The sequence below is a fragment of the Jiangella aurantiaca genome (assembly GCF_004349105.1).
Taxonomy (GTDB): domain Bacteria; phylum Actinomycetota; class Actinomycetes; order Jiangellales; family Jiangellaceae; genus Jiangella; species Jiangella aurantiaca.
Map to the genome: position 1 here is coordinate 51,393 of NZ_SMLB01000022.1, position 23,555 is coordinate 74,947.

The window sequence follows — 23,555 nt, forward strand, 5'->3', positions numbered from 1 at the left end:
GCTACCTGGTGGGCACCGGCTCGGCCGGGGCCTCCTCGCGCACGGGTTCCGCGGCGGCCGGCCGGTCGTCCGCCGGTGGTGCATCCGGGCCGGGCTCCGCGGCGCCGGGCCGCCGTCGTCGTCCGTCCCACGCCGTCCGCACCTGGGCCGCGATCGCCTGGTAGGTGGCGTCGCGGATGAAGATCTGGTCGCCGGCCATGATGAACAGCGAGAAGAACGGCAGCCCCATGATCACGGCGATGCCGGCGTGCATGCCGAGGACGCCGAGCAGCGCGACCACCCGGGTGCCGCGGCGCAGCAGCATCAGCGGGAAGAACAGCTGGATGAAGACGGAGAAGTACGAGACGACCAGCACGCCGAACGGGTTCGCCGACAGCAGGTCGTTGAGCCACGGCCACGGCCGGTACTGCCCCACCTGCATCGGGTAGTAGACGGCGGTGCCGTCCTGCCAGTACTCCCCTTGCACCTTGTAGAGCGCCGAGGCGACGTAGATGACGCAGATCTGCGCGGCGACGGCGACGACGGCGAGGTTGTGGACGAGGATGCCGAGCCGGCCGGCGCCCCGGCGCAGGCCCTCGGGGGTGAACCGGCGCGGCCACAGCCGGCGGCTCAGGCCCTGCTCCTGCCGTGCCCGCCGCCGCGCGTCCAGCGACCACCGTCCGGACAGGTCGGCGAAGCACAAATAGATGAGCAGGATGCGGAAGATGTTGTCGCTCTGGTCGCCGTAGAGCGGGTTCGACTCGATCAGGCTGACCCAGCAGATCAGCAGCACCGGCGCGACGACGCGGGTGCGCCAGCCGAGCGTGAACGCGACTGCCAGTGCCAGGACGGCCAGCATCTTCACCGTCAGGACAGTGGGGTCGCTGCCGCCCTCGAACAGCGTGAACGGCCAGCCGAAGCCGCCGTTGCGCTCCAGCGGCGTCATCCACTGCGCGGCGTCGCCCCACAGATAGTGCCGGTTGCTGAAGTTGGCCAGCAGGAACCAGACGGCCGCGAGGCCGAAGATGATGCGGACGACGGCGAGGCCGTAGGTGGCGCGCTTGGCGCCCAGCAGCCACTCCTCGCCCTTGCCGACGGTGGCGGCGACGGCGTCCAGCGCGCGGTCGACGGCGGACCCGATCATGACCGGAACCTCCCGATGGCCTCGGCGAACGCCTCGCTGTCCTGGCCGTCGTACTGGTAGAGCGGGCGGCGGCCGAAGTCGCGGACCGTCGCCGACGGCTCGTCGCCGCGGTCGTCGAAGCGCGGCGCGCGGGTCTCCTGGATCTGGACCTCGACGTACTGGATGCCGGCGTCACGGCCCCACCAGGCCCACGCGAACTGCGTCGCGTATGCCGTCATGGCGCGGTCCAGGCGCAGCACGTAGGAGATGCGGGCGTCGGAGCTGGGGTCCGGTGTGGCCAGCATCGCCTCTTCCATGCGCGCCCACGCGTTCTCGTGGTAGCTGCCGGCCAGGATGCCCTGCTCCGCCGGCGTGATGAGGCGGTACTGCTTGCGCATGTTGCCGGCCAGCCGGCGGGTGACGATGCCCGCGCGCGACGGCGCCAGGCTGTGCAGGATGTTGCCCTCGACCTCGAGCTCGGTGACGTTCACCCATTCGGTCGAGGTGTCGGCGTCGTACCAGCCGCGCACCAGCATGGAGTACTCGACGCTGATCGGCGTCGGGGCGAACAGGCTCCACTCCTGCTGGAAGTACGGCTGCATGTAGCTGGTCAGCGTCGTACCCAAGGTCTCCTTGGCCGCGTTCGCCGGACCGACGAACACCGCCGTCGCGAGGAGGTGCGCGCACAGCACCGCGCCGAGCCCCCCGGCGACGACCTTGATCCACGTCGGCCGCGCCGACGTCGTCGTCGTCGTTTCTGTCTCCTGGTCGTGCATCGTGCCTGCCCTCATGTGTCGACCGCCCGGTTCGACCGACCCCGGAAACGCCGATCCGGTGGGTCCGCGCCCTGGCTTGGGAGCGGACCCACCGTGATCGCGCGGCGGAGTCGTGGTGCTACTCCTGTTCGTTGCTGGTGTTGCTCACGTGGTGCTGGGTGTCACTCGACGGTGAGGCCCCGGCGACGGCTGACCGCGTAGGCCGCGATGCCACCGGCGAACAGCAGGCCCAGGCCGAGGATCAGCAGCTGGCTGGAGCCGGCACCGGTGTCGGGCAGCTCGTCGCCGTCCTCGTTGCCGTCGGCGTCGGCGTCGGCCTCCGTCTCGGTCTCGGTGCCGTCGACCTCGGTCTCGGTGCCATCGACCTCAGTACCGTCCACCTCAGTACCGTCCACCTCGGTGCCATCGACCTCAGTACCGTCCACCTCGGTGCCATCGACCTCGGTGCCATCGACCTCGGTGCCATCGACCTCAGTACCGTCCACCTCGGTGCCATCGACCTCGGTGCCATCGACCTCGGTGCCGTCCACCTCGGTCTCCGTGCCGTCCACCTCGGTCTCCTCACCGTCGGACAGCGTGTTCGGGCCGACGTACGACCGAGCCAGCGTCACCGAGACGCCGTCCTCCTCGAGGCCGCCGAGCAGGGTGACCTGGACGGCCGCGACGCTGTACTCCTCCGAGGTGGAGGCCTTCTCGACGTTGCTCGCCGCACGCGCGGTTGTCGGCTTTGCCATGCCGGCGTCCGGCTGGTCCGGCTGGACGTTGACCTTGATCGACAGGATGTCGGTCAGTGCCTCGGCGAGGCCGTTGGTCAGGTCGTCGACGCCCAGGTCACCGAGCAGGTCGCCCAGGCCCTCGCCGAGGTCACCGAGCAGCTCGCCGAGCAGGTTCTCCAGGATGTCGAACAGGCCCGGGCCGATCAGCTCGCTGTTCGGCGGCAGGTCGTTCAGGTCCTCGAACAGCAGGTCGAGGTCGATGACGATGGTGCCGTTCTCGATCCAGACGGCGGCGTCGTCGCCGAGCGATGCGTCCAGCTGGCCCAGCAGCGGAACGGTGACCCGCAGCTCGCCACCGGCGATCTCGTAGTCGCGAGCGACCTCGAACTCGTCGCCGGACGGCTCGAGGTGCGCCTCGGACGAGACGGCGCCGAGCTCGAGCTCGACGTCGGCGATGGTGTCCGTCAGGCCCTCACCGAGCAGGTCGGTCAGGTCGAACGTGGCGTTGGCCGGGAAGCCGGCGTCGACGCCGGTGCCGATGGCGCCGTTGTCGGCGACCGCACCCGTGGCGGCGTGCGAGGTCGCGCCGTCCTCGGCGGTGGCCCACTGGTTGACCGCACCGAGCTTGATGATGTCGCTCAGCGGCAGCTGGACCCCGCCCTCGAGCGTGACGTTGATGGAGTCGAGCAGCGTGACGTCCAGCGGGTTGGCCTCGGTGACGGCCTCCGGGTCGCCCAGGTTCTCCACCTCGACGCCGGCGAGCTCGGCGATCTCGTCCAGGTCGGTGCCCAGGACGGTGCCGTCGAGGAACCGCGCGCCGGCGCGCGACTCGTCACCCTCGGCCGCTGCGGCGGGCGTCAGCCACGCACCCACAGCGAAAACCGGGGCAATACCAGCTGCGAGCAGCGTTGTCGCTGCGCGACGCCGGCGCATAACAGGTGTTGCAGGCATGCCTTCTCCTCTGGCATTTGCATTTCATGGCGGGCTCCTTCGCGGCCATCAGATGTGCCTTGGCCCGCGAAGCGTGATCATGAACCTACAACTGCGTCAGAGACGTGTCTCGTACTTGGCGAATCTGCCTCCGGGGACATCGACCGCCCATTCGCCGCGCGCCGGTCGCTATGCCTCGAAACGGTTGATCAAGGTCTTTACCTCGAAGCAGAGTAATCCTCACTGTTGGGACTTACGGTGCCATCCGGACATAACGGGACGGAGCGACGCGTTGAACTGGGGTGAATCGGGCGAAACACCCGGCATTCGCATGCGCAAACCGGGACCACTGGTCTAAACCGCGAGCATGTCGGCCGTGACCGAATCGTTATCGAAGGTCGACACGCGGGCCGGTTCCCGCGGGTTCGTTTTTCCGCCCAATGTCCTGGTCACAGCGCCATTGAGTGGAGTCCGACTCACCCATTCGGCTGATAGCGCCGTGCGTTGTGAATATGTCAGCCGGACGAATCCGGAATGGCGCTCGGGGCGGCCGCTCGCCGCAGTGGATTCGGCGGCCGGCCGGGAGAGGCCGATGGCCGCGGGTCCGGATCGCGGATCCGCGGCCATCGGTCGTATGTCGATCGCCTCGGCGACAGGTGCCTCAGCCCTGTCCGACCTCGGTGCCATCCACCTCGGTGCCGTCCACCTCGGTGCCGTCCACCTCGGTGCCGTCCACCTCGGTGCCGTCCACCTCGGTGCCGTCCACCTCGGTGCCGTCCACCTCGGTGCCGTCCACCTCGGTGCCGTCCACCTCGGTGCCGTCCACCTCGGTGCCGTCCACCTCGGTGCCGTCCACCTCGGTGCCGTCCACCTCGGTGCCGTCCACCTCGGTGCCGTCCACCTCGGTGCCGTCCACCTCGGTGCCGTCCACCTCGGTGCCATCGACCTCGGTGCCATCCACCTCGGTGCCATCCACCTCGGTGCCATCCACCTCGGTGCCATCCACCTCGGTGCCATCCACCTCGGTGCCGTCCACCTCGGTGCCATCGACCTCGGTCTCGCCACCGTCGTCGGCGACGGTGTTGGGGCCGACCGTGGACTCCGCCAGCGTCAGCACCGCGGCGGGCGAGTCGGGCAGCGCCGTCACCTCGAGGGCGGCCACGCTGTGCGGCCCGTCAGTAGCGCGGGCGAGCGCACCCGCCGGAGCCTCCGGCTGGACGTTGAGCTTGATCGAGAGGATCGACGCGAGCAGGTCGCCGACCGGGGTGAGCGCGTCGGTGAGCGGCGCGACGAGGCCCGCGACGGTCTCGCCCAGCGTCGTGAGCGGCCCGCCCTCGGCGAACAGCGCGTCCTCGACCACCCCGCCAACCGTGCCGACCAGTGTGTCGAGCACGGGCGCGATCAGCGACGAGATCAGCCCGACGACGACGCCGGTACTGTTGTTGACGAACGCGGCCTCACCGGTGAGCACGTCACCGAGCGAACCAGTGAGCTGCAGGTCCAGCGTGCCGGGCAGCAGCCCGCCGACCTCGGCGTAGATGCGCACGTCCAGCGTGGCCGCCCGCAGCGCGTTCTCCACCGTCGTCACCACGTCGGTGACCAGCGTGTCGAGCAGGTTGCCGATCGCCTCGGCGAGCTGGGAGACGACCTCGGGGCTCAGCAGCTCCGTGTTCGGCGCCTGGTCGTTCAGGCCGCCGAGCAGCGTGTCGAGGTCGACGATCAGCGTGCCCTCGGCCAGGTTCAGTTCGACCCCGGTGCCCTCGCCCAGTGGCGTGGCCAGCAGCTCCTCGATCGCGCCCGCCAGGTCGGTCTCGAGTGCGACCGTGATGTCCGGGTCCTCGACGCCGGCGACGGAGAGCAGGTTCAGCAGGCCCTCGACGGTCGAGAGCGTCGAGGCGATGGCGCCCTCGGGCCCGACCAGGCCGTTGACCGTCTCCTCGACGGTGCCGACGGCGTCCTGGACCTGCGGCAGGAGATCGGCGAGCAGGGGAACGGTCAGCCGCAGCTGACCACCGGCGATCTCGTAGTCACTGGTGAACTCGAACGCACCGTCCGTCGCCGCGAGGTGCGCCTCGGACGAGATCGCGCCGAGCTCCAGCTCGAGGTCCGCGATCAGGTCGGTGAGCGCCTCGCCGACCACGTCGGTGAGGTCGAACGTCGCGTTGCCGGGGAACCCGGCCTCGGTCCCGGTGCCGACGCCGCCGTTGTCGGCGACCGCGCCCGTCGCGGCGTGCGACGCGCCCCCGTCCTCCGCCGACGCCCACTGGTTGACGGCGCCCAGCTGGAGGAGGTCGCTCAGCGGCAGCTGCACCCCACCCGGGATCGACACGTTGAGGGTGTCGAGGACGGTGAGGTCGAGCGGGTTCGCCTCGGTGACCGGCTCAGCCTCGCCGAGGTTCTCGAGCTCGACGCCCGCGAGTTCGGCCACGGCGTCCAGATCAGTGCCGAGGATCTCTCCGCCCAGGAATCGTGCTGCCGCTCGGGATTCGTCACCTTCGGCTGCCGATGCGGGAACCAGCCATGCACCGACGGCGACTACCGGGGCCACTCCGGCCGCCAGGAGCGAAGCCGCTACCCGGCGCCGACGATGCCTTTCCAAGGAAGTCATCCTGCTCTCCTCGTGCTGCTAGGGGACGTTGCCTCCGCGCCGTCCGCGACGAATGTGCGGGGAATGGCGCGACCTAGGTCGCGGAACGGGCCAATGACAATGCGATGCTACTCAGCGACATGTCGATTGACCTCAAGAATTGATTATTTACTTGCTGCGGAGCGGGAAATATAAGTAAACGATTCGCAGCGGAGAAACGGGATGAATCATGACGACTAAACAGCATCAATCCCGGCGCTCCGGACAATAATCCTGGCCGCTTTCCGCTGATACCGCCGGATTCCCGCGGTGCTTGAGAATTCGCGCCGGAACTCCCCCGGCGACGGAGAGGTCGGGGATGGTTCCGCGGACGACGGCGTGCGCGGCGAGCACGCAGCCCCGCCCCACGACGGCGCCCCGGAGCACCGTCACCTTGACCCCGAGCCAGCAGTCGGGCCCGATGCGGACCGGCGACTTGACGATGCCCTGGTCCTTGATCGGCGTCGCGAGGTCGTCGAAGCGGTGGTCGAAGTCGGTGACGTAGACCCAGTCCGCCACCAGCGTCCGGGCGCCGATCTCGACGTCGAGGTAGCAGGTGACGGTGGTGTCGGACCCGAACACCGCCTTGTCGCCGACCCGCAGCGTCCCCTCGTGGGCGGTGAGCCGGGTGCCGTCGCCGATGTGCACCCACCGGCCGAGCACCACCCGGCCGTACCCGCGCCGTCCCTCGGCCCGGACCCGCCGGCCCAGGAACACCATGCCCTCGGTGACCACCTCGGGGTGCAGCAGCCGCAGCCGGAACAACCGCGCGTACCGGACCAGGTACCACCACGTCCACGCCCGGTGCCGGATCACCCAGCGCAACGACGACGGCGTCAGGTACCGCGCCTGCCGGGGGTCGCGACGGCGGAACACCACGGGCACACGTTAGCCCCACGGCCGCCCGCGGCCCTGATCAGCCCGTTACGACGTGGAGACCGCCCAGTAACAACGGCGGCGGAACCTGGAATCCATGAAGACGACGCGACTGGCCGAATCGGCACACCTGTTCTCCGGCTCGGGCGTCACGACACGACTCCGCGACGGGCGCTCGGTCACCATCCGGGCCGCCACGCCGCGCGACGCCGGTGACGTCAGCGCGATGCACGTACGGTGCTCCACCGAGACCGTCCGGCACCGCTATCACTCCGTCCCGTCCATGACTGGGCGGTTCCTCTCCCAGCTCGTCGGCACCGACATCGCCCTGGTGGCCGAGGCCCCCAACCGGGCGATCGTCGCGCTGGCCAACTTGGGCCGCGACGACGGCGACGCCGGCGAGCTGGCCGTCATCGTCGAGGACGCCTGGCAGCGGGCCGGCCTGGGCTCGGCCCTGCTGGACCACCTGATCAGCATGGCCCGGCTCGTCGGCTACCGCGAGGTCTACACCGTCGCGCTGCCCGGCAACCACTGGTTCCGCGGCACGCTGACGCGGTACGGGCAGGCGCGGCTGGAGCGGTCGGCCGGCTACGACTCGATGCGGCTGGCCCTGCGCCCGCCGCTGGCACGGCTGCCCGAGCAGCTGGGCGCGACGGCGGCAGCGTGAGGCGGCGGGGTGCCTACTCGGGCCGGACCGCCGTCACCGACACGTTGTAGAACAGCTCGCGCGGCACGACCCGGGCCAGCACCCGGTCGGCCGCCGACAGCCGCAGCCAGCTCTTGTACGCGAACATCGCCCAGCCCCAGCCCAGCCGGTCGGGGTTGACAGCGTGCTCGAACGTGCGCACCGGCCAGCCGAACCAGGCCGCCGTCAGCTCCTCCGTGACCGCCGTGGCATGGGTGAACCCGGCCCGGGTGACCAGCACGGTCAGCTCGCCGGGGTCGAACGTGTGCAGGTCGACGACGGACTCCAGCGCGGCCGCGCGCGACGACTCGTCCAGCTCCTCCCGCGACCGCGCCCAGCCCGACAACCCCGGCAGCCGCGTGGCGCGGGTCGTCGCCCACCAGGTGGCCCGCGACAGCGCCCGGGCGATCCTGTCGCCGTACTTCGTCGGCTCGCCGCAGATGACGACGCGCCCGCCGGGACGCAGCACCCGCAGCATCTCGCGGAACGCCTGCTCGACGTCCGGGAGGTGGTGGATGACGGCGTGCCCGACGACGACGTCGAACGTCTCGTCGGGGAACGGCAGCTTCTCGGCGTCGGCCACCTCGCCGGCGATCTCGAAGCCGAGCTGCCGGGCGTTGCGCCGGGCCGCCCCGACCATGCCGGGCGAGATGTCGGTGACGGTCACGTCGGACAGCGCGCCGGCCTGGCGCAGGTTGAGCGAGAAGAACCCCGTCCCGGCACCGATCTCCAGCGCGCGGCCGTACGGCCAGCCTTCAGAACCGGCGACGGCGGTGAAGCGGTCGCGCGCGTAGGAGATGCAGCGCTCGTCGAAGGAGATGGACCACTTGTCGTCGTAGGTCTGCGACTCCCAGTCGTGGTAAAGCACCTGGGCCAGCTTGGTGTCGTTCCAGGCTCGCTCGACGTCCTCGGCGGACGCGGACGGCCGCCGCTCCCCCGTCATCAGCGGCCCTCGAAGACGGCCTTGCCGGGGCCCTTCTCGATGAACGAGCGCATGCCGGTGGCGCGGTCCTCGGTGGCGAACAGCCCTGCGAACTGCTGTCGCTCGAGCTCGAGGCCGGTGTCGAGGTCGGTGGACAGGCCGCGGTCGATCGCCTCCTTGGCCGCCCGCAGCGCATAGGCCGGGCCCGTCGCGAACCGGGCCGCCCATTCGACCGCGACGGCGTAGACGTGGGCACCGGCGGGAACGACCCGGTCGACCAGCCCCATCGCCAGCGCCTCCTCGGCACCGACCATGCGGCCGGTGAAGATGAGGTCCTTCGCCTTGGACGGGCCGACCAGCCGCGCCAGCCGCTGGGTGCCGCCGGCGCCGGGGATCAGCCCCAGCAGGATCTCCGGCTGGCCGAGCTTGGCGTCGGACGCGGCGAACCGCAGGTCGCAGGCGAGCGCCAGCTCGCAGCCGCCGCCGAGCGCGTATCCGGTGATGGCCGCGACGGTCGGCTTCGGGATGCGCGCGACAGCCGTGAACGCGGCCTGCAGCCCCACCGACCGGTCGACCATGTCCGTGTACGACCAGCCGGCCATCTCCTTGATGTCCGCGCCGGCCGCGAAGACCTTCTCGCCGCCGTAGACGACGACGGCGCGGACGTCGCGCCGCTCGGTCGCCTCGGCGGCCAGCCTCAGCAGGCCATCCTGGAGGGCGGCGTCCAGGGCGTTCATCGGCGGCCGGTCCAGCCGGATGGTCCCGACGCCGTCCGCGACCTCCAGCCGCACCAGCTCTCGTTCGCTCATCTCGGCACCGTACCGTGACACCCTGCCTACCTGGACGAAGAGGTTCTTGTCGGCCGCATGAGCAACAATGCCCCGCGTGGATGTCGCGATGGAGCCATGGCCCGGTCACTGGACCCCGCTGGGAGCCACCTACGACCCCGAGGCCACGAACTTCGCCCTGTGGGCGCCGGAGGCCGAGCAGGTCGAGGTCTGCCTGTTCGACGAGGACGACACCGAGACCAGGCTGGTGCTACCCAACCGCACGTTCGACATCTGGCACGGCAGCGTCCCCGGAGTGCGGGCGGGCCAGCGCTACGGGTTCCGGGTGCACGGCCCCTGGGACCCTGAGAAAGGCCACCGCTTCAACCCCGCCAAGCTGCTCACCGACCCGTACGCCCTCGCCGTCGACGGCGCGCTGACGGCGCACGCCGCGATCTACGGCCACGTCCGCCCGTCCCTGGACACAGGCGGCGACCACCGCGTGCGCGACGACCGCGACTCCGCCCCGTACGTCCCCAAGTCGGTCGTCGTCGACGTCCACCCGTTCGACTGGCGCGGCGACGCACCGCCCCGGGTGCCGTGGGCCGAGACCGTCCTCTACGAGACGCACGTGCGCGGCTTCACCATGCGGCACCCGGACGTGCCCGAGGAGCTGCGCGGCACCTACGCCGGCCTCGCCCACCCGGCCGCCATCGAGTACCTCACCAGCCTCGGCATCACCACCGTCGAGCTGATGCCGGTGCACCAGTACGTCAGCGAGCCCGACTTCCTGCACCGCGGCTCGCTGAACTACTGGGGCTACAACACGCTGGCGTTCTTCGCGCCGCACAACGCGTACTCGTCGTCGGGCACGCGCGGCCAGCAGGTCGACGAGTTCAAGGCGATGGTGCGCGCGCTGCACCAGGCCGGGCTCGAGGTCATCCTCGACGTCGTCTACAACCACACCGCCGAGCAGGGCGACGGCGGCCCGACGCTGTCCTACCGCGGCATCGCGAACGAGGCGTACTACCACGTCGACCCGGCCGACCGGTCCCGCTACCTCGACTACACCGGCACCGGCAACACCTTCCGGGTCGCGCATCCGGCGGTGCTCGGCCTGGTCATGGACTCCCTGAGGTACTGGGTCAGCGAGATGCACGTCGACGGGTTCCGCTTCGACCTCGCCTCGGCCCTGGCCCGCTCGATGCACGACGTCGACATGCTCGGCTCGTTCATGACGGTCATCGGGCAGGACCCGGTGCTGCGCGAGGTGAAGCTGATCGCCGAGCCCTGGGACGTCGGCCCCGGCGGCTACCAGGTCGGCGAGTTCCCGCACCTGTGGACCGAGTGGAACGACCGCTACCGCGACTCCGTCCGCGACCACTGGCGCGGCGCCGCGGCCGGTGTCCGCGACCTCGCCTTCCGGCTGTCCGGCTCGTCCGACCTCTACGCCGACGACCGCCGCCGTCCGTACGCGTCCATCAACTACGTCACCGCGCACGACGGCTTCACCATGCGCGACCTCGTCTCCTACGACCGCAAGCACAACGAGGCCAATGGCGAGCAGAACCGCGACGGGACGAACGACAACCGCTCGTGGAACCACGGCATCGAAGGAATTGCGGGCGACGCCGATGAGGCGCTGCGCGAGCTGCGGGTGCGCCAGATCAAGAACATGCTGACGACGATGCTGCTGTCGACCGGCGTGCCCATGCTGCTCTCCGGCGACGAGCTGGGGCGCACGCAGCGCGGCAACAACAACGCGTACTGCCAGGACAACGAGATCAGCTGGATCGACTGGTCGCTGGCCGCCGACCATCCGGAGCTGCTCGAGCACGTCCGGCGGCTGCTGCGGTTCCGCCGCGCGCACCCCGTCGTCCGGCAGCGGCGGTTCTTCGAAGGCGTGCCCGTGGTCGACGGCGGCCGCAAGGACATCGCCTGGTTCGCCCCGTCCGGCGCGGAGATGACCGAGGCCGAGTGGCACGACGGCGCGCTGCGCACGCTCGGCATGTACCTCAACGGCGAGGGCATCCGGTCGCGCGGCGTGCGCGGCGAGCCGATCCTGGACGAGTCGTTCCTGCTCTACGTCCACGCCGGCGCCGAGGACGTCGACGTGCGCCTGCCGGGCCGGTTCTGGGCGAGGTCGTACGAGGTGGTGCTCGACACCGCGGACGCCGGCGCGGACGGCCGGCACCGTCCGGCTGCCCGGGTGCGACTGACCGGCCGCAGCTGCCTGCTGCTGCGCGTGATCGACAGACCCCGCGATGGGTGAGCGTCTGGTGTCGCCATAGCAACAGCAGACGCTCACCCATCGGTTGTCCACAGGTTGCGAACTCGCCCTTCCGCCGCGCGCCGCGGACGCGCAGGATCGCGTCGTGTCCCATCGACGTGCTTTCGCACTCGCCCGCGTCCAGGACGGTCTGCTCACCCGCCGGCAGGCCCCCGCCAGCGGCATGACCGCCGCTGCCGTGCGCCACGCCATCCGTACCGGCGGGCCGTGGCAGCGCGTCCTGCCCGGTGTATACGCGACCTTCAACGGACCGCTCAGCCGGCTGCACCGGCTGCGGGCCGCAGTGCTCTATGCGGGGAGGATGCGCTGGTCACCGGTCCGTCGACGTGCGACCTGCTCGGCCTCCGGTACGGCCCACCCGTCACCGACGACGTCCATGTCCTGGCCGGCTGCGCACGCGGCCAGCGCAGTCACGGGTTCGTCCGCGCCGTCCGCACCCGCCGGATGCCGAAGGGTCAGCGCTGGATCGACGACGAGCGGCTGGCCGCCCTTCACGGCGACGGGCCGCCGCTGGACGAGGTGCTCGACCCCCTCGCCCCGACGGCGTCTCCGGGCGTCGTGCCCATCGCCGCGGCCGCTCGCGCGGTCGTCGACACGGTGGTCCGGTGCACGCACCTGCCCGCGGACTGGCGGCCGCGCTGTTCTCGCACCGGCGGCTGTCCCGCCTGCTGGCGCGATCCCAGGCACCACCGCGAACTCGCGCTGCGCAACACCCGAGCGCTCATGTGCGAAGCCGTCCAACGCCGCCGCACCACCCTCACCGGCCTCCGTGCCGAGGTAGCGGCCGCCCCGCGCCGTGGCGGCGCGCTGGCCCGGCTCGCCATGCAGGACATCGACGCCGGGTGCCGGTCCGCGCCGGAGTGCGAGCTGCACGACCTCGTCCGCACCAGCCGGCTCCTTCCGGAACCACGCTGGAACCAGCCACTGCCCGGCCACCGCGGCATTCACCCCGACGCCTGCTGGCAGCACGCCCTGCTGGTGGTCGAGGTCGACTCACGCAGCTTCCACGGCTTCGGCGACGCGCCCGCGCGCACCGAGGAGCGGCGCGCTCGGTACCCCACACTCGGCTGGCGAGCGCTCCCGGTCTCGCCGGCCCGGCTGAGAGCCGAACCCGCCGCCGTTCTGCGTGAGATCGAGGCCGCCTACCTGGCCGGTCTCCGCGATGGTTGAGCGTCTGGTGTTGCCATAGCGACAGCAGACGCTCACCCATCACTCCGGGAGGGCGGCCAAACCCAACTCGCTGCCATCGGAGAGCAGCGGGTGGCGGGGGACGATGCGGACGGTGTAGCCGAACGCGCCGGTGCGGTCGAGCTGGACCTCGCCGTCGAAGCGGAAGGAGCCGTTCTCCAGCCGCTCGCTCATCGTCATCGGGGTGACCACGGGGTCGCGCAGGTTGTCGGCGTCGTCGACCGGGCCGTGGACGACCTGGACGTCGACGTCGTCGGGGGTCAGGGAGCCGAGCGTGACGAACGCGTGCAGCCGCAGCGTCTGGCCGCGCTCGAACGCGTCGACGGTGGTGGTCTCGACGTGGTCGACGCGGACGCGCGGCCAGGCGGCACGGACGTGCTCCTTCCAGTCCGCCAGCGACACCGCGCCGTCGAAGTCGGAGTTCAGCGAGCGGCTGGACTCCGCGGCCGGCGTGTAGAGGGTCTCGACGTAGTCGCGGACCATGCGGGTGGCCTGCACCTTCGGGCCGAGCGTGGTGAGCGTGTGGCGCAGCTGCTCGAGCCAGCGGCGTGGGACGTCCTCGCCGTCGACGTCGTAGAAGCGGGGCGCGATCTCGTTCTCCAGCAGCTCGTACAGCGCGGTCGCCTCCAGCGAGTCGCGGTACTCGGGGTCCCCGACGCCCTCGGCGGACGGGATGTCCCAGCCGTTGACGCCGTCGGACCACTCGTCCCACCAGCCGTCGCGGATCGAGAGATTCAGCCCGGCGTTGAGCGCCGCCTTCATGCCGGACGTGCCGCACGCCTCGTACGGGCGCAGCGGGTTGTTCAGCCACACGTCGCAGCCGGGGTACAGCGCCTGCGCCATGCCGATGCCGTAGTCGGGCAGGAACACGATGCGGTGCCGGATCTCCGGGTCGTCGGCGAAGCGCACCATCTCCTGGATCATCCGCTTGCCGCCGTCGTCGGCCGGGTGCGCCTTGCCGGCGATGACGAACTGGACCGGCCGATCCGGGTGCAGCAGCAGCGCCTTGAGCCGGGCGGGGTCGCGCAGCATCAGCGTGAGCCGCTTGTACGACGGCACCCGGCGGGCGAACCCGATGGTGAGGACCCCCGGGTCGAGGACGTCGTCGATCCAGCCCAGCTCGGCCTCGCTCGCGCCGCGGCCGCGCCACGAGTCGCGCAGCCGCCGCCGGGCCGACTCGACCAGCCGGGCCCGTAGCGCGCGCTTCGTCGACCACAGGTCGGCGTCGGAGACGGCGGCCGTGGCGTCCTTCCAGCCGCCGCCGGCGATGGCCTTCTCCTCCAGCCGCAGGATCTCCGGCGCCACCCACGTGGGCGCGTGCACTCCGTTGGTGATCGAGCCGATCGGCACCTCGCGCTCGTCGAACGACGGCCACAGCCCGGTGAACATGCCCCGGCTGACCTCGCCGTGCAGGGTGCTGACGCCGTTGGCCCGGGCCGCGAGCCGCAACCCCATGACGGCCATGTTGAACACGGACGGGTCGCCGCCCTCGTAGTCCTCGGCGCCCAGCGCGAGGATCTGCTCGACGCCCAGGCCCGGGCTGGCGTTGTCGCCGCCGAAGTGCTGCTTCACGAGGTCCATCGGGAACCGGTCGATGCCCGCGGGCACCGGCGTGTGCGTGGTGAAGACGGTGCCGGCGCGGGTGAACTCCAGCGCCGCCTCGTACGTCAGCCCGCGCTCCTCGACGAGCTCGCGGATGCGCTCCAGGCCGAGGAAGCCGGCGTGCCCCTCGTTGGTGTGGAACACCTCCGGCGCGGCGGTACCGGTGATCCGGCAGTACGCCCGCACCGCCCGCACACCGCCGATGCCGAGCAGCATCTCCTGCAGCAGCCGGTGCTCGCGGCTGCCGCCGTAGAGCCGGTCGGTGACCTCGCGCTCGGCCGGGCCGTTGTCGTCGATGTAGGAGTCGAGCAGCAGCAGCGGCACCCGGCCGACCTGCGCCACCCAGACGGCCGCGGTCAGGACCCGCCCGCCCGGCATGCCGATGGTGATCCGCGCCGGCGTGCCGTCGGGCTCGCGCAGCCGCACCAGCGGCATGTTGTCGGGGTCGACGACGGGGTAGCGCTCCTGCTGCCAGCCCTCGCGCGACAGCGACTGCACGAAGTACCCGTGCCGGTAGAGCAGCCCGACGCCGATGATCGGCACGCCGAGGTCGCTGGCCGCCTTGAGGTGGTCGCCGGCCAGGATGCCGAGGCCGCCGGAGTACTGCGGCAGCACGTGCGTGATGCCGAACTCCGGCGAGAAGTACGCGACGCCCCGCGGCGCCCGGCCGTCGTGGTCCTGGTACCAGCGGGCCTCGGTCAGGTACTGCCGCAGGTCGTCGTGGGCCGCGTGGACAAGGCCGAGGAACGCGGGATCGGCGGCCAGCTCGGCCAGTCGCTCCGGCCGGACCTCGCCGAGCAGCCGGACGGGGTCGTGGCCGACCTCCGACCACAGCTGCGGGTCGACGGCGGAGAACAGTTCCTGAGTCGGCTGATGCCACGACCACCTCAGGTTCGTGACGAGATCGCCGAGCGCGGCCAGCGGCTCGGGGAGGACGGTACGGACCATGAGTCGTCGGATCGCGCGCACGCGGCCAACGGTAGTCGGTGACTGTTACGCGAGCCTTACCGGCGGACGAGCGGACGGCGACCCAGGAGGGTCGGGCGAGGCCGGCGGCGAGACGGGGCCGGAGGTCCCATCGAGTCGTCGGCGCGAAACGCAGGCCAAGAGTGCCCGTGCCTGGGGCTCGCCCGACCCGACGAGCGGACGGCGACCAGTCGCCGTCCGCTCGTCTCGTCCGGTGCGTGATGCGCTAGTACACGGGCTGCGTCTGGACGTTGAACTCGTCGTACCGGACGCCCTTGGCGGGTGCCACCCGCTTGTCGCGCAGATCGAACACGTCGAAGCCGCGCTGGATCTCGTTGGAGTAGATGTAGCCGTTGTAGTAGTACGTCGACCACGCGCCGGCGATGGTGCCGGCGTCGTCCCACGTGCCGCGGTCGAACCAGGCGATCTCGGTCGGGTTGTACGGGTCGGTGAAGTCGAACACCGAGATGCCGCCCTGGTACCACGCCTGGACGAAGATGTCCTTGCCCGGCACCGGGATCAGCGAGCCGTTGTGCGCCACGCAGTTCTCCGTGTTCGCCTGCTCGCGCGGGATCTTGTAATACGACGCGAACTCCAGCGACGCGCCGTCCCACGTGTAGATGGCGTTGGCCCCGCGGTTCGGCCCGATCGTCGGGTTGCAGGTCGGCCCGCTGCCGCCGCCCAGCTCGTCGGTGAAGATGATCGACGTGCCGTCGTTGTTGAACGTCGCCGAGTGCCAGAACGCGAAGTTCGCGTCGCGCACCTGGTCGAGGATCACCGGGTTCAGCGGGTCGGTGATGTCCATGACGATGCCGTCACCCATGCACGCGCCGGCGGCCAGGCCGAGGTGCGGGTACGCGGTGATGTCGTGGCAGCCGGCGGTGTTGCGGCCCTGGTTGGCGGCGTCGGGGAACAACACCGGCTCGGCCGCGACGTGCGCGGCCTCCGGGTCGTCCAGCGGCACGTCGATGATCGAGATCTTGTCGTGCGGCGGCTGGCAGTCGGTCAGCCGGCTGTCCGGCCCGTAGGACGAGACGTAGATGTAGACGCTCTCTTCGCCCGGCACCAGCGTGTGCGTGTGCGAACCGCACTTGGTCTCGACGGCCGAGACGTACTGCGGGTTGCGCACGTCGCTGATGTCGAAGATCTTCATGCCCTCCCAGTAGTCCGGCAGCGCCGCCGTGTCCGGGACGTTGTACGGACCCTGCGCGCTGCACGAGTCGTCGCTCCAGCGCGAGTCGGTGGACAGGAAGAGCAGATCGCCGTAGACCGAGATGTCGTTCTGGGAGCCGGGGCAGAGCACCTGGGCCACCTGCACGGGCTTACGCGGGTTCTCGATGTTGTAGACCGTGAACCCGTTGTAGTTGCCGGCGAAGACGTACTTTCCCTGGAACGCCAGGTCGGAGTTCAACGCGTTCGTCGGCGCGAACGGGCCCTCCTTCGGCAGGTTCGTCACCAGGCTGATGTTCGGGCTGCTCGCCGTCTCGCCCGCAGGGAGGATGCCCGCCGCGCCGACGGACTCCTCGATCTCGGCGACCTCGGACTCCGTGAGGCAGTTGGCCTCGAAGTTGTCGCCCGTGCCCGCGATGGCGTCGGCGTTGGCGCACTCCTCGCTCGCCGTCGACTCCCGCAGCAGCTCGCCGTCGTCGGCGGCCGAGAGCCCGGCGGACCCGACGGCCAAGCCACCGCTCACCAGGGCGACAACAGCCAGGCCGGCCGCCCTCCTTCTCCAACGCTGTCTGATCATGCGCACCTCACCGGGGGTAAAGAAGGACGAGCCGATCAAGGTCAAGGCGCACAATAACGACAATCGACCAGGTTGGCCATACTTCTGTCACATTCCCGCGAAACATCGGCGTGTCCGGCTGATGACATACGTTCGACTTCGGCGGATTCGGCCGTACGCTGGCCCGATCCGCCCCCGGCCACCAGGAGGAACGATGCCGCGCGCGACCCCCGGCACGACGGCGGCGGCCGCCGCCGCGCTGGCCCTGCTCACGCTCGCCGGCTGCAGCGGCGGCGGCACCGACCGCGGCATCGCGGCCAGCACGACGACGGCGACCTCGGACACGCGCGTCATCGCGCCGGGCCGGCCGGGTGAGACCGCCGATGTGATCGAGCCCGGCGAGGAGATCGAGATCGTCGAGGGCGGCTACAGCGAGGTCGACATCCGGTTCGTCGAGCAGATGATCCCGCACCACCGGCAGGCGCTGGAGATGGCCGAACTGGCGGCCGACCGCGCCCAGGACGAGCGGGTCCTGTTGGTCGCCGACCGGATCACCGCCGCGCAGGGTCCGGAGATCACGGTCCTGGAGAACTGGCTGGAGCAGCGCGGGCTGCCCGTCCCGCCGGCCGACGCCACACACGACCACGGGCTGCCCGGCATGATCACGCCCCTGCAGCTGGAGCAGCTCACCAACGCCAGCGGCGCGGAGTTCGACGAGCTGTTCCTCACCTACATGAGCCAGCACCACGCCGGCGCGATCGAGATGGCGGCCGCCGCGCTGAGCGGTACGGACCAACTGGCGCTCGAACTGGCGACCGACGTGAGCGTCACTCAGGGTGTCGAGATCGACCGGATGCGGGAGATTCTCGACAGCCTCTGACCGGCCGCGCAAAAGCCCGGGACGAGGCGGTTTGCACCACGGCCCGGCGGCTATGAACAATGGGACGAAATCAGCCAACGGGCGTCCGCCGGGCGCCTTCGCCGAGAGCGAACCACCACGAGCCCATGAACACCATCTTCGCAGGTCAGAAGGGCGCGATCCGGCACCGTCGCCGACGCCGGGAGAGCCCGTCCGACGCGCCGGGCGCAGTGGTTGGACCACACCGCGGGCGGCCGAATAACATTCGCCGAGCACACCCCGCAACGAAACGTTCGCGTCACCTTCGCGTCACACCAATCGGCTCACGCGGCTGATCATTCCGCACCATTCCACGACATCCCGAACACGACGTCACGAGAGGTCATCGTGCGCACCGAACCGACCGCGCCGGGTCGCCGTCTGGCGCAAGCGGGCACTGGGGCCGCCGCCCCCGCCGCCCTTACCATCGAATGGTGCCGGCCATGAGCGAGACCCGGCCGCCGGTCCGCCAGGCCGAGCGGCAGGGCTTCGTGCTGCCCGCTCGGGGCACCGATCCCGAGTGGTTCAAGCGCGCCGTCTTCTACGAGGTCCTGGTGCGGTCGTTCTACGACTCCCAGGGCGACGGCATCGGCGATCTCAAGGGCCTCACGCAGAAGCTCGACTACCTGCAGTGGCTGGGCGTCGACTGCGTCTGGCTGCCGCCGTTCTTCCCGTCGCCACTGCGCGACGGCGGCTACGACGTCGCCGCGTACATGGACGTCGCGCCCGAGTTCGGCACGCTCGAGGACTTCTCGCACTTCGTCGCCGCCGCGCACACCCGCGGCATGCGGGTCATGACCGACCTCGTCATGAACCACACCAGCGACCAGCACCCGTGGTTCCAGGCCTCCCGCGAGGATCCCGACGGCCCGTACGGCGACTTCTACGTCTGGGCCGACGACGACACCGGCTACCCCGACGTCCGCATCATCTTCAGCGACACCGAGACGTCCAACTGGACGTACGACCCGGTGCGCAAGCAGTACTTCTGGCACCGGTTCTTCAGCCACCAGCCCGACCTCAACTTCGACAACCCGGCCGTTCACGAGGCGATGCTCGACGTCGTCCGGTTCTGGCTGCGGCTCGGGGTCGACGGCTTCCGGCTCGACGCCGTCACGTACCTCTACGAGAAAGAGGGCACCAACGGCGAGAGCCTGCCCGAGACGCACGCCTTCCTGAAGAAGGTGCGCAAGGTGATGGACGACGAGTTCCCCGACACCGTGCTGCTGTGCGAGGCCAACCAGTGGCCCAGCGAGATGGTCGAGTACTTCGGCGATCCCGACGTCGGCGGCGACGAGTGCCACATGGCGTTCAACTTCCCCGTCATGCCACGCATCTTCATGGCGGTGCGGCGCGAGTCGCGCTACCCGATCAGCGAGATCATGGCTCAGACACCCGAGATCCCGTCGGGCTGCCAGTGGGGCGTGTTCCTGCGCAACCACGACGAGCTGACGCTCGAGATGGTCACCGACGAAGAGCGCGACTACATGTGGACCGAGTACGCCAAAGACCCGCGGATGAAGGCCAACCTGGGCATCCGCCGGCGTCTGGCGCCGCTGCTCGAGAACGACATGAACCAGATGAAGCTGTTCAACGCGCTGCTGCTGTCGCTGCCAGGATCGCCGGTCCTGTACTACGGCGACGAGATCGGCATGGGCGACAACATCTGGCTGGGCGACCGCGACGCCGTCCGCACCCCGATGCAGTGGACGCCCGACCGCAACGCCGGCTTCTCCACCGCCGACCCCGGCCGGCTCGACCTCCCGGTCGTCATGGACGCCGTCTACGGCTACCAGGTCACCAACGTCGAGGCGCAACTGGCGAACAAGTCGTCGCTGCTGCACTGGACCCAGCGGATGATCGAGGTGCGCAAGCAGAACCCGGCGTTCGGGCTGGGCGACTTCGTCGACCTCGGCGGGTCCAACCCGACGGTGCTCACCTACGTGCGCACGTTCGGCGACGACATCGTGCTGTGCGTCAACAACCTGTCCCGGTTCCCGCAGCCGGTCGAGCTCGACCTGCGGCGGTACGAGGGCATGCAGCCGGTCGAGCTGCTCGGCAGCGTGCGGTTCCCCGCCATCGGCGAGCTCCCGTACCTGCTGACGCTCGGCTCGCACGGTTTCTACTGGTTCCGGCTCGCCAGGCTGCCGGAGGAGTCGATGCCGTGACCGTCGACCAGCGGTTGTCCGAGGCGGTGGCGCTGCTGCCCGAGTGGCTGCGCCATCAGCACTGGTTCACCGGCGGGCGCACCGGGTCGCTGGGCGTGCGCCCGGTGGCGGCCACGCTGCTGCACGACGGCGAGCCGCGGGTGTGGCACCTGCTGGCCGAGGTCACGCACGACGACGGCGTCGACGTCTACCAGATGCCGCTGTCGGTGCACAGCCAGCGTTCGGACCGCCTCGACCACGTGCACCTCGGCCACACCCACGACGGCCACGTCTACGACGCCCTGCACGACAAGGAGGCGACGGCGATCCTGCTGGACCACTTCGCCGACGACGCGCCGCGCGTCGACGGCCTGCGCTTCCACGTGAAGGCCGACGTCAAGGTGCCGTACGGCGAGCCGTCGCTGGTGCTGCCCGGCGAGCACCACAACACCAGCCTGGCCTACGGCGACGCCGCGCTGCTCAAGGTGTTCCGCCGCGTCCACCCGGGCCTGAACCCCGACGTCGAGCTGCACGAGGCGCTCAGCGAGGCCGGCTGCACGCTGGTCGCGCCGCTGCTGGGCTGGATCGACGGCGACTGGTCGGACGGCGACGACGACGGCACGGTGTCGGGCAGCCTGGCGATGCTGCGCGGCTTCCTGACGACGGCGTCCGACGGCTGGGCGCTGGCGACGGCGAGCGTCCGCGACCTGTACGCCGAGGGCGACCTGCACGCCGACGAGGTCGGCGGCGACTTCGCGGCCGAGTCGTACCGCCTGGGCATGGCCACGGCGCGGGTGCACGAGACGCTGGCCGAGGTGCTCCCCACCGGCACCATGGCCACGTCCGACCTGCACACCCTCGCCGACGCGATGACCGGCCGGCTCGAGAACGCCGTCGCGGCCGTGCCCGAGCTGGAGCCGTTCGCGGCCGGGCTGCGGGCGCACTACGACGTCCTTCGCGAGCGCCATGACCCCGTCACCGTCCAGCGCATCCACGGCAGCTACCACCTGGGGCAGGTGCTGCGCACCGTCCTGGGCTGGAAGCTGATCGACTTCGAGGGCGAGCTGATGGCGCCGGTCGCCGAGCGGCGGGCCATGCACTCCCCCGTCCGCGACGTCGCGCAGATGCTCCGCTCGTTCGACTACGCCGCCCGGCACCTGCTGGTCGCCGACCACCCGCCGGAGGATCCCGCGCACGACCAACTGGCCTACCGCGCGCAGGAGTGGTCGCAGCGCAACGGTGAGGCGTTCTGCAACGGCTACGCGTCGGCCTCGCAGCTGGACCCGCGCGACGAGCCTGACCTGCTGGCGGCGTACGAGACCGACACCGCGGTGTACGAGGTGGTCTTCGAGGCGCGCCGTCGGCCCAGCTGGCTGCCGATTCCTCTGGCGGCGGTCGAGCGGCTGGCGCAGCCGCGCTGATCCCGGGCCGATAGGCTCGATGGATGATCGACGCACAGCGACTCCTGGGCGAGGTCGACCTGCATCTCATCGGTGAGGGCCGGCACGAGCGTCTCTGGGACGTCCTCGGCGCCCGGATCATGACCATCGACGGCGTCGAGGGGACGGCCTTCACCGTCTGGGCGCCGAATGCCCGGCAGGTCCAGGTGGCCGGCGACTTCAACGGCTGGGACGGTGGCTGGCTCCCGATGACGCGCATCGGCGGCGGCGTGTGGGGCGTGTTCGCGCCGGGTGTCGGCGACGGCGCGCTGTACAAGTTCAAGGTGCACGGCGCCGACGGCCACTGGCGCGACAAGGCCGACCCGATGGCGTTCCGCACCGAGGTGCCGCCCGCGCAGGCGTCCATCGTCCATCGGTCGCGCTACGAGTGGAACGACGAGGTGTGGCTGGCCCGCCGGCCGGCGTCGGCGCACGCGCACCCGATGTCGGTGTACGAGGTGCACCTGGGGTCGTGGCGGCGCGGGAAATGCTACCGTGAGCTGGCCGTCGAGCTGGCGGAGTACGTCACGGAGATGGGGTTCACGCACGTCGAGTTCCTGCCGGTCGCGGAGCACCCGTTCGGCGGGTCGTGGGGCTACCAGGTCACGTCGTACTACGCCCCGACGGCGCGGTTCGGCCACCCCGACGACTTCAAGTTCCTGGTCGACACCCTGCACCAGGCCGGCATCGGGGTGCTGCTCGACTGGGTGCCGGCGCACTTCCCCCGCGACGACTGGGCGCTGGCCCGCTTCGACGGCACGCCGCTCTACGAGCACGCCGACCCGCGCCGCGGCGAGCATCCCGACTGGGGCACGTACGTCTTCGACTTCGGCCGGCCCGAGGTGCGCAACTTCCTGGTGGCCAACGCGCTGTACTGGCTCACGGAGTACCACGTCGACGGCCTGCGGGTCGACGCCGTCGCGTCGATGCTCTACCTCGACTACTCCCGGCCGGAGGGTGCCTGGCTGCCCAATGTGCACGGCGGCCGCGAGAACCTCGACGCGATCGCGTTCCTACAGGAGACCAACGCCACGGCGTACCGGTCGGTGCCGGGCATCGTCAGCGTCGCCGAGGAGTCGACCGCCTGGCCCGGCGTCACCCGTCCCACCCACCTCGGTGGCCTCGGGTTCGGGCTGAAGTGGAACATGGGCTGGATGCACGACTCGCTGGCCTACCTGTCCCGCGATCCGATCCACCGGCAGTACCACCACCATCAGATGACGTTCTCGATGATGTACGCGTTCAGCGAGAACTTCGTCCTCCCGCTCTCCCATGACGAGGTCGTGCACGGGAAGGGCTCGCTGCTGGGCAAGCTGCCCGGCGACCGGTGGCAGCAGCTGGCCACACTGCGCGCGTTCTACGCCTTCATGTGGGCGCATCCCGGCAAGCAGCTGCTGTTCATGGGCGGCGAGTTCGGCCAGGAGTCGGAGTGGGCCGAGTCGCGGGAGATCGAGTGGTGGCTGCTGGACCGGCCGGATCACGCGGGCGTGCGGCGGCTGGTCACCGACCTCAACCGGGCCTACCGAGCGGCGCCGGAGCTGTGGGCGCTCGACTCCGACCCGGCCGGCTTCGAGTGGATCGACGCCAACGACGCCACCGGCAACGTGTTCTCGTTCCTGCGCCACGGCCCGGACGGCGAGCTGCTGGTCTGCGTCGCGAACTTCAACGCGATGCCGCACGAGGGCTACCGGCTGGGCCTGCCGCACGCCGGCCCGTGGCAGGAGGTCCTCAACACCGACGCCGAGCTGTACGGCGGCTCCGGAGTCGGCAACCTCGGCCAGGTCGTCGCGGCCGACGAGCCCTGGCACGGCCGGCCCGCGTCCGTCCGGCTGCGGGTCCCTCCCCTCGGCACCATCTGGCTCCGCCCCGCCACCACCCGCTGATCGCACTCGGGGACGG

The 23,555-nt window shown here is 70.6% G+C and carries 16 protein-coding genes; 7 read left to right on the forward strand and 9 right to left on the reverse strand.

Features of this window, described 5'->3' with window-relative positions; translation table 11 throughout:
- Position 1 precedes the first annotated feature (1 nt).
- The 5 genes from E1262_RS16600 to E1262_RS16620 form a co-directional block, all read right to left on the reverse strand.
- Positions 2-1,123, reverse strand: coding sequence for an HTTM domain-containing protein (locus tag E1262_RS16600; RefSeq protein WP_132104261.1), 1,122 nt, complete (start codon positions 1,121-1,123; stop codon positions 2-4).
- On the reverse strand, positions 1,120-1,893 hold the full coding sequence (locus E1262_RS16605) for a DUF5819 family protein (RefSeq protein WP_132104262.1): 774 nt from the start codon (positions 1,891-1,893) through the stop codon (positions 1,120-1,122). Before E1262_RS16605 ends, E1262_RS16600 begins: the two co-directional genes overlap by 4 nt.
- A gap of 146 nt (positions 1,894-2,039) precedes the next feature.
- Positions 2,040-3,467, reverse strand: coding sequence for a choice-of-anchor G family protein (locus tag E1262_RS16610; protein WP_162605947.1), 1,428 nt, complete (start codon positions 3,465-3,467; stop codon positions 2,040-2,042).
- A 718-nt stretch (positions 3,468-4,185) separates the two neighbouring features.
- Complete coding sequence (locus tag E1262_RS16615) at positions 4,186-6,132, reverse strand: choice-of-anchor G family protein (RefSeq protein ID WP_132104264.1); 1,947 nt, start codon at positions 6,130-6,132, stop codon at positions 4,186-4,188.
- Between the two features lie 225 nt (positions 6,133-6,357).
- Positions 6,358-7,029, reverse strand: coding sequence for an acyltransferase (locus E1262_RS16620; protein WP_203453941.1), 672 nt, complete (start codon positions 7,027-7,029; stop codon positions 6,358-6,360).
- 94 nt (positions 7,030-7,123) lie between these two features.
- Here E1262_RS16620 and E1262_RS16625 point away from each other — a divergent pair, with 94 nt between their 5' ends.
- Positions 7,124-7,693 carry a GNAT family N-acetyltransferase gene (locus E1262_RS16625; RefSeq protein ID WP_132104266.1) on the forward strand — a complete coding sequence of 190 codons (570 nt, stop codon included), beginning with the start codon at positions 7,124-7,126 and terminating at the stop codon, positions 7,691-7,693.
- A 13-nt stretch (positions 7,694-7,706) separates the two neighbouring features.
- Here E1262_RS16625 and E1262_RS16630 read toward each other — a convergent pair whose 3' ends face one another.
- Together E1262_RS16630 and E1262_RS16635 are read right to left on the reverse strand one after the other, a co-directional pair.
- Positions 7,707-8,654 carry a class I SAM-dependent methyltransferase gene (locus E1262_RS16630; protein ID WP_132104267.1) on the reverse strand — a complete coding sequence of 316 codons (948 nt, stop codon included), beginning with the start codon at positions 8,652-8,654 and terminating at the stop codon, positions 7,707-7,709.
- Positions 8,654-9,442 carry an enoyl-CoA hydratase/isomerase family protein gene (locus E1262_RS16635; RefSeq protein WP_132104268.1) on the reverse strand — a complete coding sequence of 263 codons (789 nt, stop codon included), beginning with the start codon at positions 9,440-9,442 and terminating at the stop codon, positions 8,654-8,656. The genes E1262_RS16630 and E1262_RS16635 overlap by 1 nt, the downstream gene beginning before the upstream one ends.
- Positions 9,443-9,509: 67 nt before the next feature.
- Between E1262_RS16635 and glgX the strand changes: the two genes are divergently transcribed.
- Together glgX and E1262_RS16645 are read left to right on the forward strand one after the other, a co-directional pair.
- Positions 9,510-11,672, forward strand: a complete 2,163-nt coding sequence (gene glgX / locus E1262_RS16640) for a glycogen debranching protein GlgX (protein ID WP_420810533.1) — start codon at positions 9,510-9,512, stop codon at positions 11,670-11,672.
- 225 nt (positions 11,673-11,897) lie between these two features.
- Positions 11,898-12,860, forward strand: a complete 963-nt coding sequence (locus E1262_RS16645; RefSeq protein WP_132104270.1) for a hypothetical protein — start codon at positions 11,898-11,900, stop codon at positions 12,858-12,860.
- 39 nt (positions 12,861-12,899) lie between these two features.
- Here E1262_RS16645 and glgP read toward each other — a convergent pair whose 3' ends face one another.
- Together glgP and E1262_RS16655 are read right to left on the reverse strand one after the other, a co-directional pair.
- Positions 12,900-15,449: an alpha-glucan family phosphorylase gene (gene glgP / locus E1262_RS16650; protein WP_132104271.1), complete on the reverse strand. Its 2,550-nt coding sequence runs from the start codon at positions 15,447-15,449 to the stop codon at positions 12,900-12,902.
- Between the two features lie 223 nt (positions 15,450-15,672).
- Positions 15,673-17,193, reverse strand: a complete 1,521-nt coding sequence (locus E1262_RS16655) for an LVIVD repeat-containing protein (protein WP_132104272.1) — start codon at positions 17,191-17,193, stop codon at positions 15,673-15,675.
- A 193-nt stretch (positions 17,194-17,386) separates the two neighbouring features.
- Between E1262_RS16655 and E1262_RS16660 the strand changes: the two genes are divergently transcribed.
- The 4 genes from E1262_RS16660 to glgB all read left to right on the forward strand — a co-directional run bounded on the left by E1262_RS16660 (position 17,387) and on the right by glgB (position 23,539).
- Positions 17,387-18,052, forward strand: coding sequence for a DUF305 domain-containing protein (locus tag E1262_RS16660; RefSeq protein WP_132104273.1), 666 nt, complete (start codon positions 17,387-17,389; stop codon positions 18,050-18,052).
- A gap of 461 nt (positions 18,053-18,513) precedes the next feature.
- Positions 18,514-20,238 carry a maltose alpha-D-glucosyltransferase gene (treS, locus tag E1262_RS16665; protein ID WP_132104274.1) on the forward strand — a complete coding sequence of 575 codons (1,725 nt, stop codon included), beginning with the start codon at positions 18,514-18,516 and terminating at the stop codon, positions 20,236-20,238.
- Positions 20,235-21,638 (forward strand): maltokinase N-terminal cap-like domain-containing protein, encoded by a 1,404-nt coding sequence (locus tag E1262_RS16670; RefSeq protein WP_203453943.1) that lies wholly within the window; start codon positions 20,235-20,237, stop codon positions 21,636-21,638. The genes treS and E1262_RS16670 overlap by 4 nt, the downstream gene beginning before the upstream one ends.
- A 23-nt stretch (positions 21,639-21,661) precedes the next feature.
- Positions 21,662-23,539 carry a 1,4-alpha-glucan branching protein GlgB gene (glgB, locus tag E1262_RS16675; protein WP_132104275.1) on the forward strand — a complete coding sequence of 626 codons (1,878 nt, stop codon included), beginning with the start codon at positions 21,662-21,664 and terminating at the stop codon, positions 23,537-23,539.
- The last annotated feature ends 16 nt before the right edge of the window (positions 23,540-23,555 follow it).